The sequence below is a fragment of the uncultured Erythrobacter sp. genome (genome assembly GCF_947502395.1).
Classification (GTDB): domain Bacteria; phylum Pseudomonadota; class Alphaproteobacteria; order Sphingomonadales; family Sphingomonadaceae; genus Erythrobacter.
This window is the reverse complement of record NZ_CANMZM010000001.1, coordinates 611402-625708: the sequence shown is the minus strand read 5'-3', so window position 1 is coordinate 625708 and position 14307 is coordinate 611402. Positions and strand designations below refer to the sequence as shown.

General features: G+C 56.8%; 16 protein-coding genes. 11 read left to right on the top strand and 5 right to left on the bottom strand.

Translation table 11 applies throughout. The features are described 5' to 3' along the window. Positions 1 to 31: 31 nt before the first annotated feature. Together Q0778_RS02925 and Q0778_RS02920 are read right to left on the bottom strand one after the other, a co-directional pair. Entirely contained in the window at positions 32 to 307 is a 276-nt protein-coding gene (locus tag Q0778_RS02925) for a hypothetical protein (protein WP_298304579.1), read from the bottom strand. Next, a complete protein-coding gene (locus tag Q0778_RS02920; RefSeq protein WP_298333884.1) occupies positions 304 to 1728 on the bottom strand; it encodes a Mur ligase family protein in 1425 nt (474 codons plus the stop codon). Before Q0778_RS02920 ends, Q0778_RS02925 begins: the two co-directional genes overlap by 4 nt. A gap of 55 nt (positions 1729 to 1783) precedes the next feature. Here Q0778_RS02920 and Q0778_RS02915 point away from each other — a divergent pair, with 55 nt between their 5' ends. From Q0778_RS02915 to Q0778_RS02875, 9 genes are all read left to right on the top strand, one after another. Then, the gene (locus Q0778_RS02915; RefSeq protein ID WP_298333882.1) at positions 1784 to 2614 is read left to right on the top strand and encodes an LD-carboxypeptidase; all 831 of its coding nucleotides are present in this window, start codon (positions 1784 to 1786) and stop codon (positions 2612 to 2614) included. A 27-nt stretch (positions 2615 to 2641) separates the two neighbouring features. After that, positions 2642 to 3577: an ACP S-malonyltransferase gene (gene fabD / locus Q0778_RS02910; RefSeq protein WP_298333880.1), complete on the top strand. Its 936-nt coding sequence runs from the start codon at positions 2642 to 2644 to the stop codon at positions 3575 to 3577. After that, entirely contained in the window at positions 3574 to 4002 is a 429-nt protein-coding gene (locus Q0778_RS02905; protein ID WP_298304591.1) for a GNAT family N-acetyltransferase, read from the top strand. Before fabD ends, Q0778_RS02905 begins: the two co-directional genes overlap by 4 nt. Positions 4003 to 4012: 10 nt before the next feature. Then, entirely contained in the window at positions 4013 to 4777 is a 765-nt protein-coding gene (gene fabG / locus Q0778_RS02900) for a 3-oxoacyl-[acyl-carrier-protein] reductase (RefSeq protein ID WP_298304594.1), read from the top strand. Positions 4778 to 4782: 5 nt separating this feature from the next. Beyond that, positions 4783 to 5379 carry a hypothetical protein gene (locus Q0778_RS02895; protein ID WP_298333878.1) on the top strand — a complete coding sequence of 199 codons (597 nt, stop codon included), beginning with the start codon at positions 4783 to 4785 and terminating at the stop codon, positions 5377 to 5379. A gap of 164 nt (positions 5380 to 5543) precedes the next feature. Continuing rightward, on the top strand, positions 5544 to 6671 hold the full coding sequence (gene dnaN, locus Q0778_RS02890) for a DNA polymerase III subunit beta (RefSeq protein ID WP_298304600.1): 1128 nt from the start codon (positions 5544 to 5546) through the stop codon (positions 6669 to 6671). Then, on the top strand, positions 6671 to 7093 hold the full coding sequence (locus Q0778_RS02885; RefSeq protein ID WP_298304603.1) for a hypothetical protein: 423 nt from the start codon (positions 6671 to 6673) through the stop codon (positions 7091 to 7093). The genes dnaN and Q0778_RS02885 overlap by 1 nt, the downstream gene beginning before the upstream one ends. Positions 7094 to 7102: 9 nt before the next feature. Beyond that, the gene (locus Q0778_RS02880) at positions 7103 to 7747 is read left to right on the top strand and encodes a glutathione S-transferase family protein (RefSeq protein WP_298333876.1); all 645 of its coding nucleotides are present in this window, start codon (positions 7103 to 7105) and stop codon (positions 7745 to 7747) included. A gap of 39 nt (positions 7748 to 7786) precedes the next feature. After that, entirely contained in the window at positions 7787 to 8881 is a 1095-nt protein-coding gene (locus Q0778_RS02875; RefSeq protein ID WP_298333874.1) for a DUF2855 family protein, read from the top strand. A gap of 6 nt (positions 8882 to 8887) precedes the next feature. Here the strand turns inward: Q0778_RS02875 and Q0778_RS02870 are convergent, their stop codons facing one another. Together Q0778_RS02870 and Q0778_RS02865 are read right to left on the bottom strand one after the other, a co-directional pair. Then, entirely contained in the window at positions 8888 to 9715 is an 828-nt protein-coding gene (locus Q0778_RS02870) for an SDR family NAD(P)-dependent oxidoreductase (RefSeq protein ID WP_298333872.1), read from the bottom strand. Then, positions 9712 to 11478 carry a D-aminoacylase gene (locus tag Q0778_RS02865; RefSeq protein ID WP_298333870.1) on the bottom strand — a complete coding sequence of 589 codons (1767 nt, stop codon included), beginning with the start codon at positions 11476 to 11478 and terminating at the stop codon, positions 9712 to 9714. Before Q0778_RS02865 ends, Q0778_RS02870 begins: the two co-directional genes overlap by 4 nt. Before the next feature lie 102 nt (positions 11479 to 11580). Here Q0778_RS02865 and Q0778_RS02860 point away from each other — a divergent pair, with 102 nt between their 5' ends. Together Q0778_RS02860 and Q0778_RS02855 are read left to right on the top strand one after the other, a co-directional pair. Beyond that, positions 11581 to 12531, top strand: a complete 951-nt coding sequence (locus Q0778_RS02860; protein ID WP_298333868.1) for a glycerophosphodiester phosphodiesterase family protein — start codon at positions 11581 to 11583, stop codon at positions 12529 to 12531. Next, entirely contained in the window at positions 12531 to 13427 is an 897-nt protein-coding gene (locus Q0778_RS02855; protein WP_298333866.1) for an alpha/beta hydrolase, read from the top strand. The genes Q0778_RS02860 and Q0778_RS02855 overlap by 1 nt, the downstream gene beginning before the upstream one ends. Here the strand turns inward: Q0778_RS02855 and Q0778_RS02850 are convergent. Beyond that, positions 13424 to 14269 (bottom strand): alpha/beta hydrolase, encoded by an 846-nt coding sequence (locus tag Q0778_RS02850; RefSeq protein ID WP_298305535.1) that lies wholly within the window; start codon positions 14267 to 14269, stop codon positions 13424 to 13426. The two genes, Q0778_RS02855 and Q0778_RS02850, sit on opposite strands and share 4 nt — an antisense overlap. Positions 14270 to 14307: the final 38 nt, after the last annotated feature.

Here is a 14307-nt window from a genome sequence, read left to right as displayed (position 1 = left end):
GCCTGCGGCTCCTCGCAATGACGATTAGGTCTTAGCCCCCTGCGTCCAAGTCTGCCCCGCAATTCCCGCAGGTCTTATTGGGCCATGGGACAATGATAGAGCCTCGGAAAAACAGGTTCTTGCCGCAGTTTGGGCAATTAAACAGACGAATCCGGGCGTTAAATGCGATGAGCATCAACACCGCGACCGCAAACGCCCAGGTCGAATGCCCCATCCATTTGTCAATCGTGATGACGAACATAAACGCCGCGAGCGTTGCGAACAGCATCAATTGCATGTGCCGCAGCGCGAGGCGATAAATCGTCACGTCAGCCGCTCCAATATTCCGCGTGCAAAGCTGCTCAAGGTGTCATCGCGCGCACCCATAATGACAATCCTGTCACCGGGCTGAGCTAACTCCACGATCCTATCGCCGGATGCATCGCGTGAGGGAATGTGCTCTGCCGAGCCGCCATGCTGCTCAATTAGGCCAATAATCCGCTCGGTGCCCTCGCTGCGGTCGACCGTGCCACCGTAATAGACCGGATCACACATGATGGTGATGTCGCCTTCGCCAAACTCGCGTGCGAAGGTCTGCGCAAGCTCATCGCCCATTTGCCGCAAGGGACCGTAACCGTGCGGCTGGAAGAAGGCGATGACACGTCCCTTGGTTGCTTTCAAAGTGCGTAATGTGGCGGCGCACTTTTCCGGGTTGTGGCCAAAGTCATCGATCACGCTAATGCCGCTGGAGCTTGTCCCCACAACGTCAAAGCGGCGTGCAAGTCCCTCAAAGCGGCTGAGCGCATAGATGGACTTTGAAACTTCAATGCCCGCCGCGCTCATGGCCGCAATGGCGGCCAAGGCGTTGGAAAGGTTGTGCATACCCGGCATCGGCAATTCCAGTGGAAACACCTCTTTTGAGCGATTGTCGATCAGGACTGCGCGAATGCTTAAAGGGCCGTGTTCTATTGAGTCCGGCTCAACCGTGATGTCGGCAGATTGATCGTGAATGCCAAAGGTGACCTTTTGCGAAGCCCGCCCCGCAAGTCTGCGTGATTCGTCGTCGTCGAGATTGATGATTGCGCAGCCTGCTTCGAATATGAAATCACCAAAGAGCTGGCGCAGTTCTTCAATCGATTTGTGATCGAGGCTGACATTTAGAAGCACGCCGATGGTGGGTTTGAACAAGGCGATTGATCCGTCGCTTTCGTCCACCTCGCTGACAAAGATGCGCGGTGAACCGACGCGAGCGCTTGCAAATGGATTGGCCTCATCGACGAAGTTCTTCATCACCGCGCCGTTCATCACGGTAGGGTCATGGCTGGAATCCGCCAATACCCATGCGATCATGCCGGTGACGGTGCTTTTGCCCGATGTGCCGCCAACCGCGACGGAATAGCCAGCATCGTTAAACAACTGCGCCAGAAGTTCGGCGCGGGTCATCCGTTCGCAGCCAAGTTCCTTTGCGCGGGCGACCTCTGGAACGGTGTTTTCGACAGCCGCTGAGGCAATCAGAACCTGTTTTTCGGAAGTGATCCCGCTTCCGTCTTGCGGAAAGAGCGTGAAGCCATTTTCGGAGAGCCAAGCGAACTTCTCCGGCGTGCGCCCTTGGTCATAGGAGCGGTCAGACCCGGCCACTTTATAGCCAAATCCCTGCGCAAGCTGCGCCAGCGGGAGCATGCCCGAACCACCGATACCGCAAAAAAAGAAAGGGTGTTGTTCCCGCACCTGACCCATTGGTTCATCCATAGGCCGTATGGTTATGGGCTTGCACAGTCAGTTACAAGCGCCCTAGGCTGGCTTCATGACAAATATCGCCATTTGTGCACCGGCAAGGGCCATCACCCGCGATCATGCGACCGCGCTTCAGGAATTGGTTGCCGCAGAATTCCCTGATCACTTGGTGACATTCCACGATCAGTGCTTTGAGCGAATGGGCCATTTTGCTGGCGATGATCTGACACGGCTGACGGGCTTTCTCGATTGCGCCAATGATCCTGCTTTTGATGCAGTTTGGTTTGCGCGCGGCGGCTATGGCTCTAATCGCATTGCGGAGGCGGCGATCTCGCGCTTGAACGCTTCGGCGAAGTCCAAAACATATGTTGGCTTTTCGGATTGTGGCTATCTGCTAGGTGCGCTCTATCGTGCCGGGATTGGCCAATGCGCCCATGGTTCAATGCCGACTAGCGCCAGATCAGAGCGTGGGGCAGAGGCGGTTCGCCGAGTTCTCAGATGGCTTAGTGGTGACAATTCAGGGCTAGAGCCCAGCCTTGATGGAACAACGCCCACGGCTGCTTTCAATCTTATCACCCTCGCGATGCTCGCGAAGACACCGATGATGCCAGACCTGACTGGTCATATCGTGATGGTCGAGGAGGTGAGTGAACAATTGTACGCGATTGACCGGGTGTTCTTCGCGCTAGCGGGCAGTCTGCCGCGACTTGCGGGTCTCAGGCTGGGTGCAGTGACCGACATCCCGGAAAACGACATTCCATTTGGGCAAGACGAGGAAGAGGTCGCCAAGTTTTGGTGTGCGAGAGCAGGAATACCCTATCTCGGGCGCGCAGAAATTGGACACACAGCTTCCAACAGGGTTGTGCCATTCGGGCTTGCAGGCCCGGCTGCAGCTTCGTAACGGCGCGCCTCAACAGGAGGAATTTCAATGAGAGCTTTTGTTTTCCCCGGTCAGGGAAGTCAAAAAGTCGGCATGGGCACACAGCTCGCCGCCGCCAGCAGCGCCGCGCGTGAAGTGTTTGAAGAGGTCGATGAGGCGCTGGATCTCAATCTTTCGGTGATCATGGCCGAAGGGCCAGAGGATCAGCTGACCCTCACCGAAAATGCGCAGCCTGCGATTATGGCGAATGCGATCGCGACTTTGCGAGTTTTGGAGAACGACTTCGGTGTGAAGCTTGCGGAAACAGGCTCATGTGTCGCTGGTCACTCTCTGGGTGAATACACAGCTCTTTGCGCTGTGGGAGCATTTGATCTCGCCACCACGGCGCGCCTTCTGAAGCTGCGCGGGCAAGCGATGCAAGCAGCGGTACCCGTAGGAGAGGGAGCGATGGCGGCTCTTTTAGGTGCCGACATAACCAAGGCAACTGCGCTTGCCGAAGCCGCCGCAGAAGGTGAAGTGTGCGAAGTCGCCAATGACAATGATCCCGGCCAGGTTGTGATCTCTGGCCACAAAGGCGCTATTGAACGCGCCGTTGCTCTCGTGAAAGATTATGGGATCAAGCGCGGCGTGCTGCTGCCAGTTTCTGCGCCCTTCCACTGCTCGTTAATGCGGCTTGCTGCCGATCGCATGGCCGAGGCCCTGGCTGAAACGCCACCGGGCACGCTCGCTCTGCCCCTTTATGCCAATGTGACCGCAGCCAAAGTCACCGATCCGGCCGAGGAACAAAGCCTGCTTGTTCAGCAAGTCACTGGGCGTGTTCGCTGGCGTGAGAGTGTCGCAGCAATGCATGCCGAGGGCGTTGAGCATTTCGTCGAGCTGGGTGGCAAAGTGCTTTCCCCGATGATCCGCAAGATCGCAGGCGAAGCGGAGGCCACCAGCCTTCTCTCAATGGAGGATTTGGAAGGTTTCGCGAGCACGCTTTGAGTACGCTCACTCTCTCGACCCATTGGATTGACGCGGCGAACACACATCTGCTGAAGAGCATTGCGCCGGGAACATTTGATCACGCGATCGATCCGGCAAGACTCAAGCGCTATCTGGCTAACCCAGCCAATTGGATGGGCGTGGCGATCCATAACAATATTGTCGTGGGCATGGTGATGGCCGTCATCCACACGCATCCAGACAAACCAACCGAGCTCTTCCTTGACGAGATCGGCACAGGAGACGATTGGCGACGCAAAGGCATTGCGCGGAGCCTTATGCAAAAGGTATTCGAACGCGCAGATGCCGAGGGGATCGATGAGATTTGGCTGGGGACCGAGCCGGACAACGATGCGGCCAATGGCCTCTATCAAGGTTTCAAGCACGAGCGCGAAGACGCTGTGATATATTATTTCGATTGGTGAGGAGCCGATAATGTTTCGATTGGATGGAATGAATGCGCTTGTAACGGGCGCGAGCGGTGGGATCGGTTCGGCAATTGCGATTGCGCTTGCTAAGCAAGGGGCGCGTGTTGCGCTTTCGGGTTCCAACGGAGATAAGCTGCGCGCCTTCCGCGAACAGCTGATTTCGGAAGTTGGCTCGCCAGAGGCGGGCGATCATGTCGAGATTACCTGCAACCTTTCTGACAAGGTGCAAGTCGAGGAATTGATCCCTGCAACACTCGATACTCTTGGCGGGATCGACATCCTTGTGAACAACGCTGGCATCACTCGCGATGGTCTTGCAATGCGAATGAAGGATGAGGATTGGGACGCTGTCGTTGGCGTAAATCTTGAGGCGGCGTTCCGCCTGATGCGCGCCTCTGCTCGGCCGATGATGAAGGGCCGGTTTGGCCGGATCATCAACATTACCAGCGTGGTAGGACACACCGGCAATCCGGGTCAGATGAACTATTGCGCGGCGAAAGCGGGGCTCACCGGCATGACCAAAAGCTTCGCGCAGGAAGTCGCTTCACGCGGGATCACCGCAAACTGCGTCGCCCCTGGTTTTATCCGCACGGCGATGACAACCGCGCTTGATGAAAAGCAGACCGAAACCATCAACGCCAAGATCCCCATGGGCAAAATGGGTGATGGGGGTGATATCGGGGCTGCCTGTGCATTCCTTGCGAGCCGCGAGGCCGGCTACATCACGGGTGAGACGATGCATGTGAACGGAGGTATGGCGATGGTGGGGTAGCTACGGTGCAGATCATTCGATTGAGAACAGTTTTGTCCGTCGCGTTTGCGATATCGCTGCCTTCGATTGCATGGGCTCAGCCAATCGATGACCCAGTCGAATGCGGACGCGCTCAAATTGAAAAGCAACCCGAATACAGAGCGGTGCTGTTCGAGCAATTCCTCACGTCTCTTTCAGACCCTTCTGTAAGATTTCTGGAAGACAAGGAAATGATGGCCAACTTGGTTCCGATCGTCGGGAAATGTGCGGAGCACCTGACCGACGAGCAAGAACAACTCGCCATTCTCGCGCTCGGCATCGTTGGCGATCAAATGCTGATCGAAGGCCGCCAGCGGCTGAGAGAATTGAAATTCGACTCGAGCCGATTTGATGATCTCTTTCTTCCGGCCCTGCGCGATATGCCTCTGGATGCGCTCAACCTGCTCACGTTCCGACCGCCTGATGAATTGCGCGAACCCGCTTTCGCATTGCGTGATGAGATCATTGAGCAAAGCGGCAAGAGCAAAGAAGAGGTCACTTCGCTTTTGATCGCATATACCACTGGATTGGTAGGCGTCGAAGCATCACGGCGGGTAGTCGCCGAGCTTTCAGAAACGCCTTAAGCGACAGATCAAGGTGCCTTATCCCCAATGGAATCTTCCCTAGGAAGGCTACACGCTTGCCCACTGCGACAGCCGCGCTAAGGTTTTTGCGAACCAGAGGCTTTTTCAGGGGCGATTCCATGCCTCGGTGAAGCCATGAAACACGAAGACGATAGGTTACGCTGATGAAGGCTACGATCGAACGCGCGACGCTCCTGCGTTGTCTCTCCCATGTTCAATCGGTGGTTGAGCGCCGCAACACCATTCCGATCCTTTCCAATGTTCTGATCGAAGCCTCTGACGGGGGCAGTGTCAAAGTCATGGCGACTGACCTTGATCTGCAAGTGGTTGAGACAATGAGTGCGGCGTCGGTTGACACACCCGGCGCGATTACCGTGTCGGCGCACCTTTTGTTCGACATTGCTCGCAAGTTGCCAGAAGGTTCTCAGGTAAGCCTTGACGCTGCCGACAACCAAATGGTGGTCAAGGCAGGTCGCAGCCGGTTCAAGCTGCCGACCCTGCCGCGCGATGACTTTCCTGTGATCGTTGAAGGCGACCTTCCAACCTCTTTTGAAATCCCTGCGCGCACGCTCGCTCAGATGATCGACGCGACGCGTTTCGCGATCTCTACTGAGGAAACGCGTTACTACCTCAACGGCATTTTCCTGCATGCGAGCGATGACGATGGGCCGGTTCTCAAGGCCGCCGCCACCGATGGACACCGCCTGGCTCGCTTCACGATTGCGCAGCCTGATGGCGCTGACGGAATGCCCGACGTTATCGTACCGCGCAAAGCGGTTGCAGAGCTAAGAAAGCTTCTCGAAGAAGCGCTTGATGGTGCTGTAATGGTTGATCTTTCAGCTTCAAAGATCCGCTTCACGCTCTCGGGTGAGGGCGGTGTTGTGCTCACCAGCAAGCTGATCGACGGGACATTCCCTGACTACAGTCGCGTTATCCCAACCGGGAATGACAAGCTGTTGAAAGTCGATCCCAAGCTCTTCTTCCAAGGCGTTGACCGTGTGGCGACCATCGCCACAGAGAAGACGCGGGCGGTGAAGATGGGGCTCGACAATGACAGAGTGACACTTTCTGTGACTTCACCTGACAACGGCAATGCTGCCGAAGAGCTTGCGGCAAGCTACAGCAGTGATGGCTTCGAGATTGGCTTTAACGCCAACTATTTGAAGGACATTCTTGGCCAGTTCGATTCAGACGAAGTCGAATTGCACCTCGCCGATGCGGGCGCTCCAACCTTGATCCGCGAAGATGATAAAAGCCCGGCACTTTATGTGCTGATGCCGATGCGCGTGTGATGCGAGCATTTGGGGGGATCATTGCCGGTGCGTTGCTGCTGAGCGGGTTTGCTGCTTCCGCGCAAGAGAACACCCAACAAAGTGGCCAGGGTTTCTCACCCGAGGATGATCTTGATTGCGCGCTCTATGTCGGCTCGCTCATGGGCGAGAACGAGGGTCTTCTAACCCCGGATGTTGTGGCTGCCTATCTTAGCTCCATGACCTATTTTATCGGGCGCTATGAGGCGCAACGGGGAACGCCGATCAATGTCGCTCTGGCAGAGCGGTATTCCGAGTTCCTCGATCAGGACCCAGCGCAGCTCGAGCAAACCTGCGGGTTGCGGACCAGGGGTTTTGCCTCACGTATGGAAAATGCAAGCCGCGTCATTGCCGAGGTTCAGACTGAGCAACGGCGGGGCGACGGAGCCGAGGACAGCCCCTAGGCTCGCGCCATGTCAGACAAGGCGCAGGTTCGCATTTTCGGGACCGTTATCTCAACCTACACTCGGATCGTTCAGATTACCTGTGAGGAAGCAGGTCTAAGCCACCAAACGACAGCGACGGCGGCCAACTCACCACAAAACCGCCATCCGTTCGGAAAGGTGCCGGTGGTTGAGGTGGACGCACTTGAGTTGATCGAAAGCGTGGCGATCGCGCAATATCTCGACAACGCACACAATGGCGGCGCTCTCCAACCTTCTGACCCTGCAAAACGCGCAGTGTTGGACAAGTGGATTGCGATTGCCAACAATTACCTCTTCCCTTTGTTTGAAGGGGGTCTGGTGATGCCGTGGATCATGCACCGAGTGGCTGGCTTCCCGATTGACCCTGAAAAGATCAACCACGCGCTTCCGCAGATTAGCCGAGCCCTAGGTTTTCTTGAGGCGGAATTGCAGAGTGATGGTGCTTGGACACGTGCTGACGGTGAGGGTGGCTTCACTTTGGCGGATGTCTTTCTCTATCCAATCGTTCGCTCGCTTGAACTGACACCGCAAGGGGAGGTCGGGATTGCTCAATGCGACCATCTCAAGGCATGGCTTGATGCTCTTGGAAATCGATCATCAATCACCGCAACACGCTGGGAAATTGAAAACTGATGGGCTAGTCTCCTTGCAAACGAGGAGGATCCACAACCCATGTCCCTAGCCCAAGTCCATGTGCGCAAGAATGAACTCACCCATGCTGTCCTCGCCGAGGTTGATGCAGGGGAGCTTGCTGAGGGTTCTATCCGCCTGAAAGTTGAGAGTTTTTCAGTCACAGCCAACAATATCACCTACGCGGTGGTGGGTGATGGATTTGGTTATTGGAACTTCTTCCCGCCCAAGACCGATGAAGAAGATCTCGGCATCGTCCCAATGTGGGGTCACGCCGTGGTAACCGAGAGCAATAATGAAGCTTTCGAAGTCGGAGAGCGCGTTTATGGCTACTTGCCGATGGGAACGCAGTTCGATGTCGTGCCGGGCAATGTCACTGCGGCGAGCTTCTCCGACATGACCGATTATCGCCAACCGATGAGCCCGGTCTACAATAACTACTCGCGCCTTGCCGCTGATCCCGAGCATGACCCTGCGCGTGAGAATGAGCGGATGATCTACGGCCCGCTGTTCAAAACCGGCTTTATCATCGACTATTTCATGCGCTCAGAGGGCTGGTTCGGAGCCGAACAGGTTGTCCTAACGAGTGCCTCGTCTAAGACTGCGATGGGCCTCGCTAGCGTTGCCAGGCAAAACTCGCCGGGTGTGAAGCGCATTGGTTTGACATCTTCAGGCAATGTGGATTTCGCCGACAGCACAGGGCTTTATGATGAAGTCCACACCTATGAGACGATTGGCACACTGCCGATCCGCCCGACCGTCAGTGTCGATTTTGCAGGCAATGCCGAGGTGCTGGGCAGGCTCCATCGCCATTTCACCGACAATCTCAAATATTCGTGTCTCGTCGGCGCGACTCACATTGAGGCGCGCAGCTCCATGGGGGGAGGGGCAGGCGACCTTCCAGGGCCCAAGCCAACTCTGCTCTTCGCGCCCGATCATTTTGTTGCTTTCTTCAAGGAACACGGTCCCGTGGACGGCGGTATGATGATTGCCAAAACCTGGCACGCGTTTCTGAATGCGGTCGATGGGACGGTCTCGATTGAAACGCGCAAAGGTCTTGATGCTGCGCGTTCAACCTTTCTTGATATGCTCAACGGCACGATAGATCCCGCTAAAGGGATTGTAGTCGAACCTTAGGCGCGCTTAGTCGCTGCCTTTGGTCGCGTAATCGAAAAATCCATCTTGCTGCGCTTCATGGCGTGCAGCCATCTTGTCGGCAGTGTCGGTTTCGGTTGGAATGATGCACCAACCGCCGCCATTGGCGAGAGTTTCATCCACTCCGCGCTCGAGCACCTCGGGGCCAGGCTGCGCACGCCAGTGATCGCCAAGTTCATCGGGCGCGTTGCGAGCACCGCCAAAGCGCTCCGGACGAGCTTGCGCAGCGTTCCAGATTTGCGTGTTGAGAATGCCCGGACACAGGATTGTGACTCCAATGTCGTCTTCGGCAAGCTCTGCCATCAGCGCTTCGCCTATGGCCGCGGTCATCTGTTTGGTTGTGGCGTAGAGTGTGAAGGGGCCGCGTACTGGTGTCACAGAGGCAGAGCTTGCTGTAATGCCGACATGTCGCGCTCCTTTTCTTGCCTTGAGCACGGGGAGCCATGCCCGCGCAGTGTGCATCGGGCCCATGACATTTACGCCCATAAGCCAGTCGATTGACTTCGCTTTTGCCCCGCTGAGCGTGTCGGCAGATCCGACCCCCGCATTGATCCAGAGGAGCGATGGTTCGATTCCCTGAGCGATCAACTTCTCAGCGACACGCTCGGTTTCTCTGCGATCAGACACGTCGCAGCCATGCGCGCGCGCATCGTTACCGCACAACCGCGCGGTTTCTTCGGCTTCATAGGCATCGATATCAAGCGCACAGATGCGCATTCCCTTGGCCGCAAAGTGTTGCGCCAGCCAACGACCAATCCCGCGCCCTGCGCCGGTGATAACGGCCCAGTCGCCGGGCTTTGGTGTGTAAGCGGTCACTCAGCCGCTTCGGCGAGTTCGGCGCGCTGTGGGCCTCGGATAAGGCCTCCGGGCGCTTCGCCGGTCCATTTGCCGTCTTCGAAAGTCACCGCACCGTTTTTGATGGTGTAATCATAGCCTTGAGCCTTCTGCAGCAAGCGCTTGCCACCTGCTGGGAGGTCAAAGGCGAGCCAGGGCTTGCCCAAGGTGAGCCGATCAAGATCGATCACATTGAGGTCGGCCATATACCCGGGCGCAATCACCCCGCGATCTTCAAGTCCATAAAGAACAGCGGTGTCGCGGCACTGGCGTTTGATCGCATTCTCTAAGGTGATCCGGTCGCCGCGCGTGCGGTTCTTCACCCAATGATCAAGCATGAAGGTGGGCGAGGCGGCATCGCAGATTGTCCCGCAGTGTGCGCCGCCGTCTGAGAGCGAGTTTACCGTGTCATCAGAATGCTGCAGCGGATGGAGGAAATCCAAATTTCCGTCCGCATAGTTGAGGATCGGCAGGTAGATGAAGCCAGAGGCGTCATCGCGGCACAGAAGATCATAGGCGTATTCCTGCGGATCGACACCCGCAGCTTGGCCGCGTGCGTTAATGCTGGCTGATGCTTCCGGTTCGTAGTCGAAATCGTCATCCATCTCGTACTGTAAGGCCCAGCCCATAGTGATGACAGCGACCACTTCCATAATGTCTTGCGGGGCATCCGAGTAGTCGCTGGTCTCCGAGAGGAGCTGCGCTTTAAATGCTGGATCAAGGAGCTTAGCCCTTTGCTGCTCCCACGGAAGGTCTGCGATAGCCATCCAACTGGGGCGATAGACGAAGGGATGGACCGTACCTTGCCACGCCATGATGATCCCATTTCCGCGAAGCGCGATTTGCGCAACGATATTGGCACCGTTGTCGTTCTCGGCGCGCATTTTGTCGATTTGCTCGTCGAGAGGGAGCTCCTTGGCGATGGATTGCAGCGCAGCGAATGTGACGGGAACACCTGCCTCGCGGCTCAATTTACCCATCCACTCAAACTCGTTCCAATCACGTTTCAGGTCGCTTGCCATTTCGAAGACAGCATGTCCGCCCGCCTTTTGCCCGCGTCCCATCGCATGGCCGATGGCTACTAGCTCTTCAGCGGTTGCGGTGGTGCCGGGGACAAGCTCCCCATCGACCGATTTGTGCAAGACAGTGCGCGAGGTCGAGAAGCCTAAAGCCCCGGCGCGCACGCCTTCTTCGACAATATCGGACATCGCCTTGATGTCCTCGTCCGTCGGCACAGCGCCGGGCTGCTCACGGTCACCCAGTACATAGGCGCGCACCGCGCCGTGGGGCACATGCGTGCCGACATCGACCGTGCGCGGGAGCTTTTCGAGAGCGTCGAGATATTCGGGGAAGGTCTCCCAATCCCAGGTGATGCCTTCTGCCAACGCGGTGCCGGGGATGTCCTCAACCCCTTCCATCAGGCTAATTAGCCATTCATGGCGGTCAGGTTTGGCGGGCGCAAATCCTACGCCGCAATTGCCCATGACGACTGTAGTCACGCCGTGCCAGCTGGATGGGGCCATTTCTTGGTCCCAAGTCGCTTGGCCATCGTAATGGGTGTGAATATCGACAAAGCCGGGGGCCACGATCTTGCCGCTCGCATCGATTTCGCGCGCTGCATCGCCGCGCACTTCACCGACCTGCGCGATCAACCCGTCTTTGACGGCGATATCACCGGTGAAGCGCTCCGCTCCGGTGCCATCGACAATGGTTCCGCCCCTGATGATAAGGTCGAATGCGGGCATGATTTCTCTCCTGTCTCTCTCGATAGAGAAAGTCTCACAATGCAACCGGCTTGTCCAGATGGATGAGGCCGCTAGTCTGGCTCAAAGAAGGAGAGTGATTCCATGAAATCGAAGGCGTTAATGATGGCCGCGAGCGCTGCGGCGGTCTTGGTTGCTGCCCCTGCTATTGCACAGTTCGGGGGTGGGCCTTGGGAAATGCCCACAGATGGCGATCTGTCGACCACTCTGGATTGTCTCGAAGCGGAAGGTCTTACCATCATTTCTGCACACCGTGGTGGTCCGTCACCGGGCCTGCCTGAGAACGCTATCCCGACCATGGACGCCGTGCTCCATGCAGCCCCTGCGATGATGGAGATCGATGTCGCGGCCAGCCCCGATGGGGTCCATTATTTGATGCACGACCGTACATTGAATCGCACCACAACAGGGGAAGGCACGGTGAGCGATGTGCCTTGGGAGGAAGTGTCTCAGCTACGCTTAGTAGACGAAGCGGGATGGCTCACACCTTACAAAGTACCGACGTTCGCCGACACACTTGCATGGGCAAAGGGCAAGACTGTGCTCCAGGTCGACTTTAAACGTACCGCCGATTTTGCCACCGTCATTTCGGAGATCCGCGAAGCCGAGATGGCTTCAGGCGTGATTTTGATCGCTTACACGCAGGCTCAAGCGCTGCGACTGCATGAACTCGCGCCCGAAATGCTGATATCCTATTCGGTGAATGCGCCAGAGGGACTCGATGAGATTGTTGCAGCTGGCATCCCGGCTGAGAGCATTGTGGCATTCACTGGGACGCGCACAGTTCGACCTGATCTTTACGAGGCATTGGATGCTCAAGATGTCGAAGTGATTTTCGGCACGCTGGGTCGTCCGGACCGGTCTCTGGATGGAATCTTCGCGCGGTTTGGCACTGATGAACGCTATGCTGAGCTGGGTGAGGGCGGGGTGGATATCATCGCCACCGACCGTCCGCGCGCCGCGGCTGCTGCTCTTGCGGCGGCTGAGAGGCTGCCGAAGTCAGGCACCTGCGGAATCAATCGCGGCGGAAACTGATGGAGCGAACGCCCAGCTGGAACCCGCCCGAGGGAAGCGGCACTGCGATCCGCTTTGTCGAGACCAAGGGCCTGACTTTCGAGGTCGCGGAAGCCGGGGAAGGCGATCACTTGGCGCTCATGCTCCACGGTTTTCCCGAATTGCATTATTCGTGGCGGCACCAAATGCCTTTACTGGCGGAGAAAGGGTACCGGGTTTGGGCTCCCAACCTGCGTGGGTATGGTGCGACAGATCGTCCGAGCGAGGTGCGCGATTATGCACTCGACCATTTGACCCAGGATGTAGCCGATTTGATCGACGCAAGCGGGGCCAAGCAAGTCACTTTGATTGCGCATGACTGGGGAGCTATTATCGCTTGGCTCTTTGCGATCACGAAGAAGCGACCACTCCAACGGCTGATCATCATGAATGTGCCGCATCCGATGCCCGCACGCAGGGAACTGCGCAAATGGCGTCAGCTGAAAAAGAGCTGGTACATCTTCTTTTTTCAGCTTCCCTGGCTACCCGAGCTATTCCTCGCCCGTAAAGGCGGCGATGTGGTTGGCGAGTTGATCGCGAACACCTCTTGCAACAAGAAACGGTTTGGGCCGGATGTCCGGGCCATCTACAGTGAGGCGAGCAAGTGCCCCGGTGCACGTCGTGCGATGATCAATTATTATCGCGCGCTTCTCCGGCATGACGACACCGTCGATCCCGGTGACTTCACAATCGACATTCCAACACTGATGGTATGGGGCGAAGAAGACATTGCGATCGATATCCATTGCACTCACGGCACAGAGGAATGGGTGAGCGATCTTACGCTCAAGCAATTGCCCGGTGTCTCCCACTGGGTACAGCAGGATGCGCCAGAGCAAGTCAATACCATCTTGGAAGAGTGGTTGCCAAATACTTAAGCTGCTTGGCTTTCTTCCTCTTCGGTTGGCGGACAATCGAGGAAGTCTCTAATCGACGAAACGCATTCCTCTTCGTGGCTTAGGAGGAATAAATGTCCGCCGCCTTCCATCACCACAAGCTCACTATTGGGGATGAGCATGTTAAGGAATTTGCCATTGGCAAGAGGCACAATCGCATCGTCATCGCCCATGAGGATCAGCGTCTCCTGCTTGAGCAGGAAGGGCAGGGCCGGCGCGCTGGTCCATCCGAGCATGCACAATAGTTGGTACATATAACCACGGGGAGACGGTGGTTTCAGGCGGGACATATGCCCGCCCTTGCCCTTGCTCTTTCCGAGCCCATCACCGTAAAGAGTTTCGAAATTCTTGATCATGTAATCCGCATCAACATAGCGGCGCGGATTGGCCATTTTGGTAAGCGCTTTTGGGCTTCCTGGCATCATAAGCATACCAGCGCTCGTCGCGATTAGAATAACCCGGCGGCTACGACCGGCGTGCTGCATGGCGAAATGCTGCGCAATGCCGCCGCCCCAGCTGATCCCCATGACATCGACTTCATCGACACCAAGCTTGTCCAGCAGCTGCGCCGCGGTCCAGCTGATGGTGAAGGGATTGTAGGGAAGCACAGGATCAGGCGATTCGCCTACACCGGGCATATCAAACATAATGAACGGGCGTTCGCTCAAGCTGTCTGCCAGAGGAGCAACCGCTTCGATATTGGCACCGATGCCGTTGAAGAACAGAACCGGGAGGTGCTCGCTTGGCTGGTCCAGCCTCCACGTCGCAACCCGTAGCGTCCGCCCAGCCACATCTTCCATGGTGACCACTGCGTCATTCATCATTTTACTCACGATAATTCCGTCCTTTCACACCCCGAAGA

Excerpts from the sequence above, each read along its gene's own strand:
- Q0778_RS02880 (WP_298333876.1), top strand. The coding sequence starts at position 7,103 with ATGTCAGACAAGGCGCAGGTTCGCATTTTCGGGACCGTTATCTCAACC.
- Q0778_RS02875 (WP_298333874.1), top strand. The coding sequence starts at position 7,787 with ATGTCCCTAGCCCAAGTCCATGTGCGCAAGAATGAACTCACCCATGCT.
- Q0778_RS02850 (WP_298305535.1), bottom strand. The coding sequence starts at position 14,269 with ATGATGAATGACGCAGTGGTCACCATGGAAGATGTGGCTGGGCGGACG.
- fabD (WP_298333880.1), top strand. The coding sequence starts at position 2,642 with ATGAGAGCTTTTGTTTTCCCCGGTCAGGGAAGTCAAAAAGTCGGCATG.
- Q0778_RS02855 (WP_298333866.1), top strand. The coding sequence starts at position 12,531 with ATGGAGCGAACGCCCAGCTGGAACCCGCCCGAGGGAAGCGGCACTGCG.
- fabG (WP_298304594.1), top strand. The coding sequence starts at position 4,013 with ATGTTTCGATTGGATGGAATGAATGCGCTTGTAACGGGCGCGAGCGGT.
- Q0778_RS02885 (WP_298304603.1), top strand. The coding sequence starts at position 6,671 with ATGCGAGCATTTGGGGGGATCATTGCCGGTGCGTTGCTGCTGAGCGGG.
- dnaN (WP_298304600.1), top strand. The coding sequence starts at position 5,544 with ATGAAGGCTACGATCGAACGCGCGACGCTCCTGCGTTGTCTCTCCCAT.
- Q0778_RS02915 (WP_298333882.1), top strand. The coding sequence starts at position 1,784 with ATGACAAATATCGCCATTTGTGCACCGGCAAGGGCCATCACCCGCGAT.
- Q0778_RS02865 (WP_298333870.1), bottom strand. The coding sequence starts at position 11,478 with ATGCCCGCATTCGACCTTATCATCAGGGGCGGAACCATTGTCGATGGC.
- Q0778_RS02920 (WP_298333884.1), bottom strand. The coding sequence starts at position 1,728 with ATGGATGAACCAATGGGTCAGGTGCGGGAACAACACCCTTTCTTTTTT.
- Q0778_RS02860 (WP_298333868.1), top strand. The coding sequence starts at position 11,581 with ATGAAATCGAAGGCGTTAATGATGGCCGCGAGCGCTGCGGCGGTCTTG.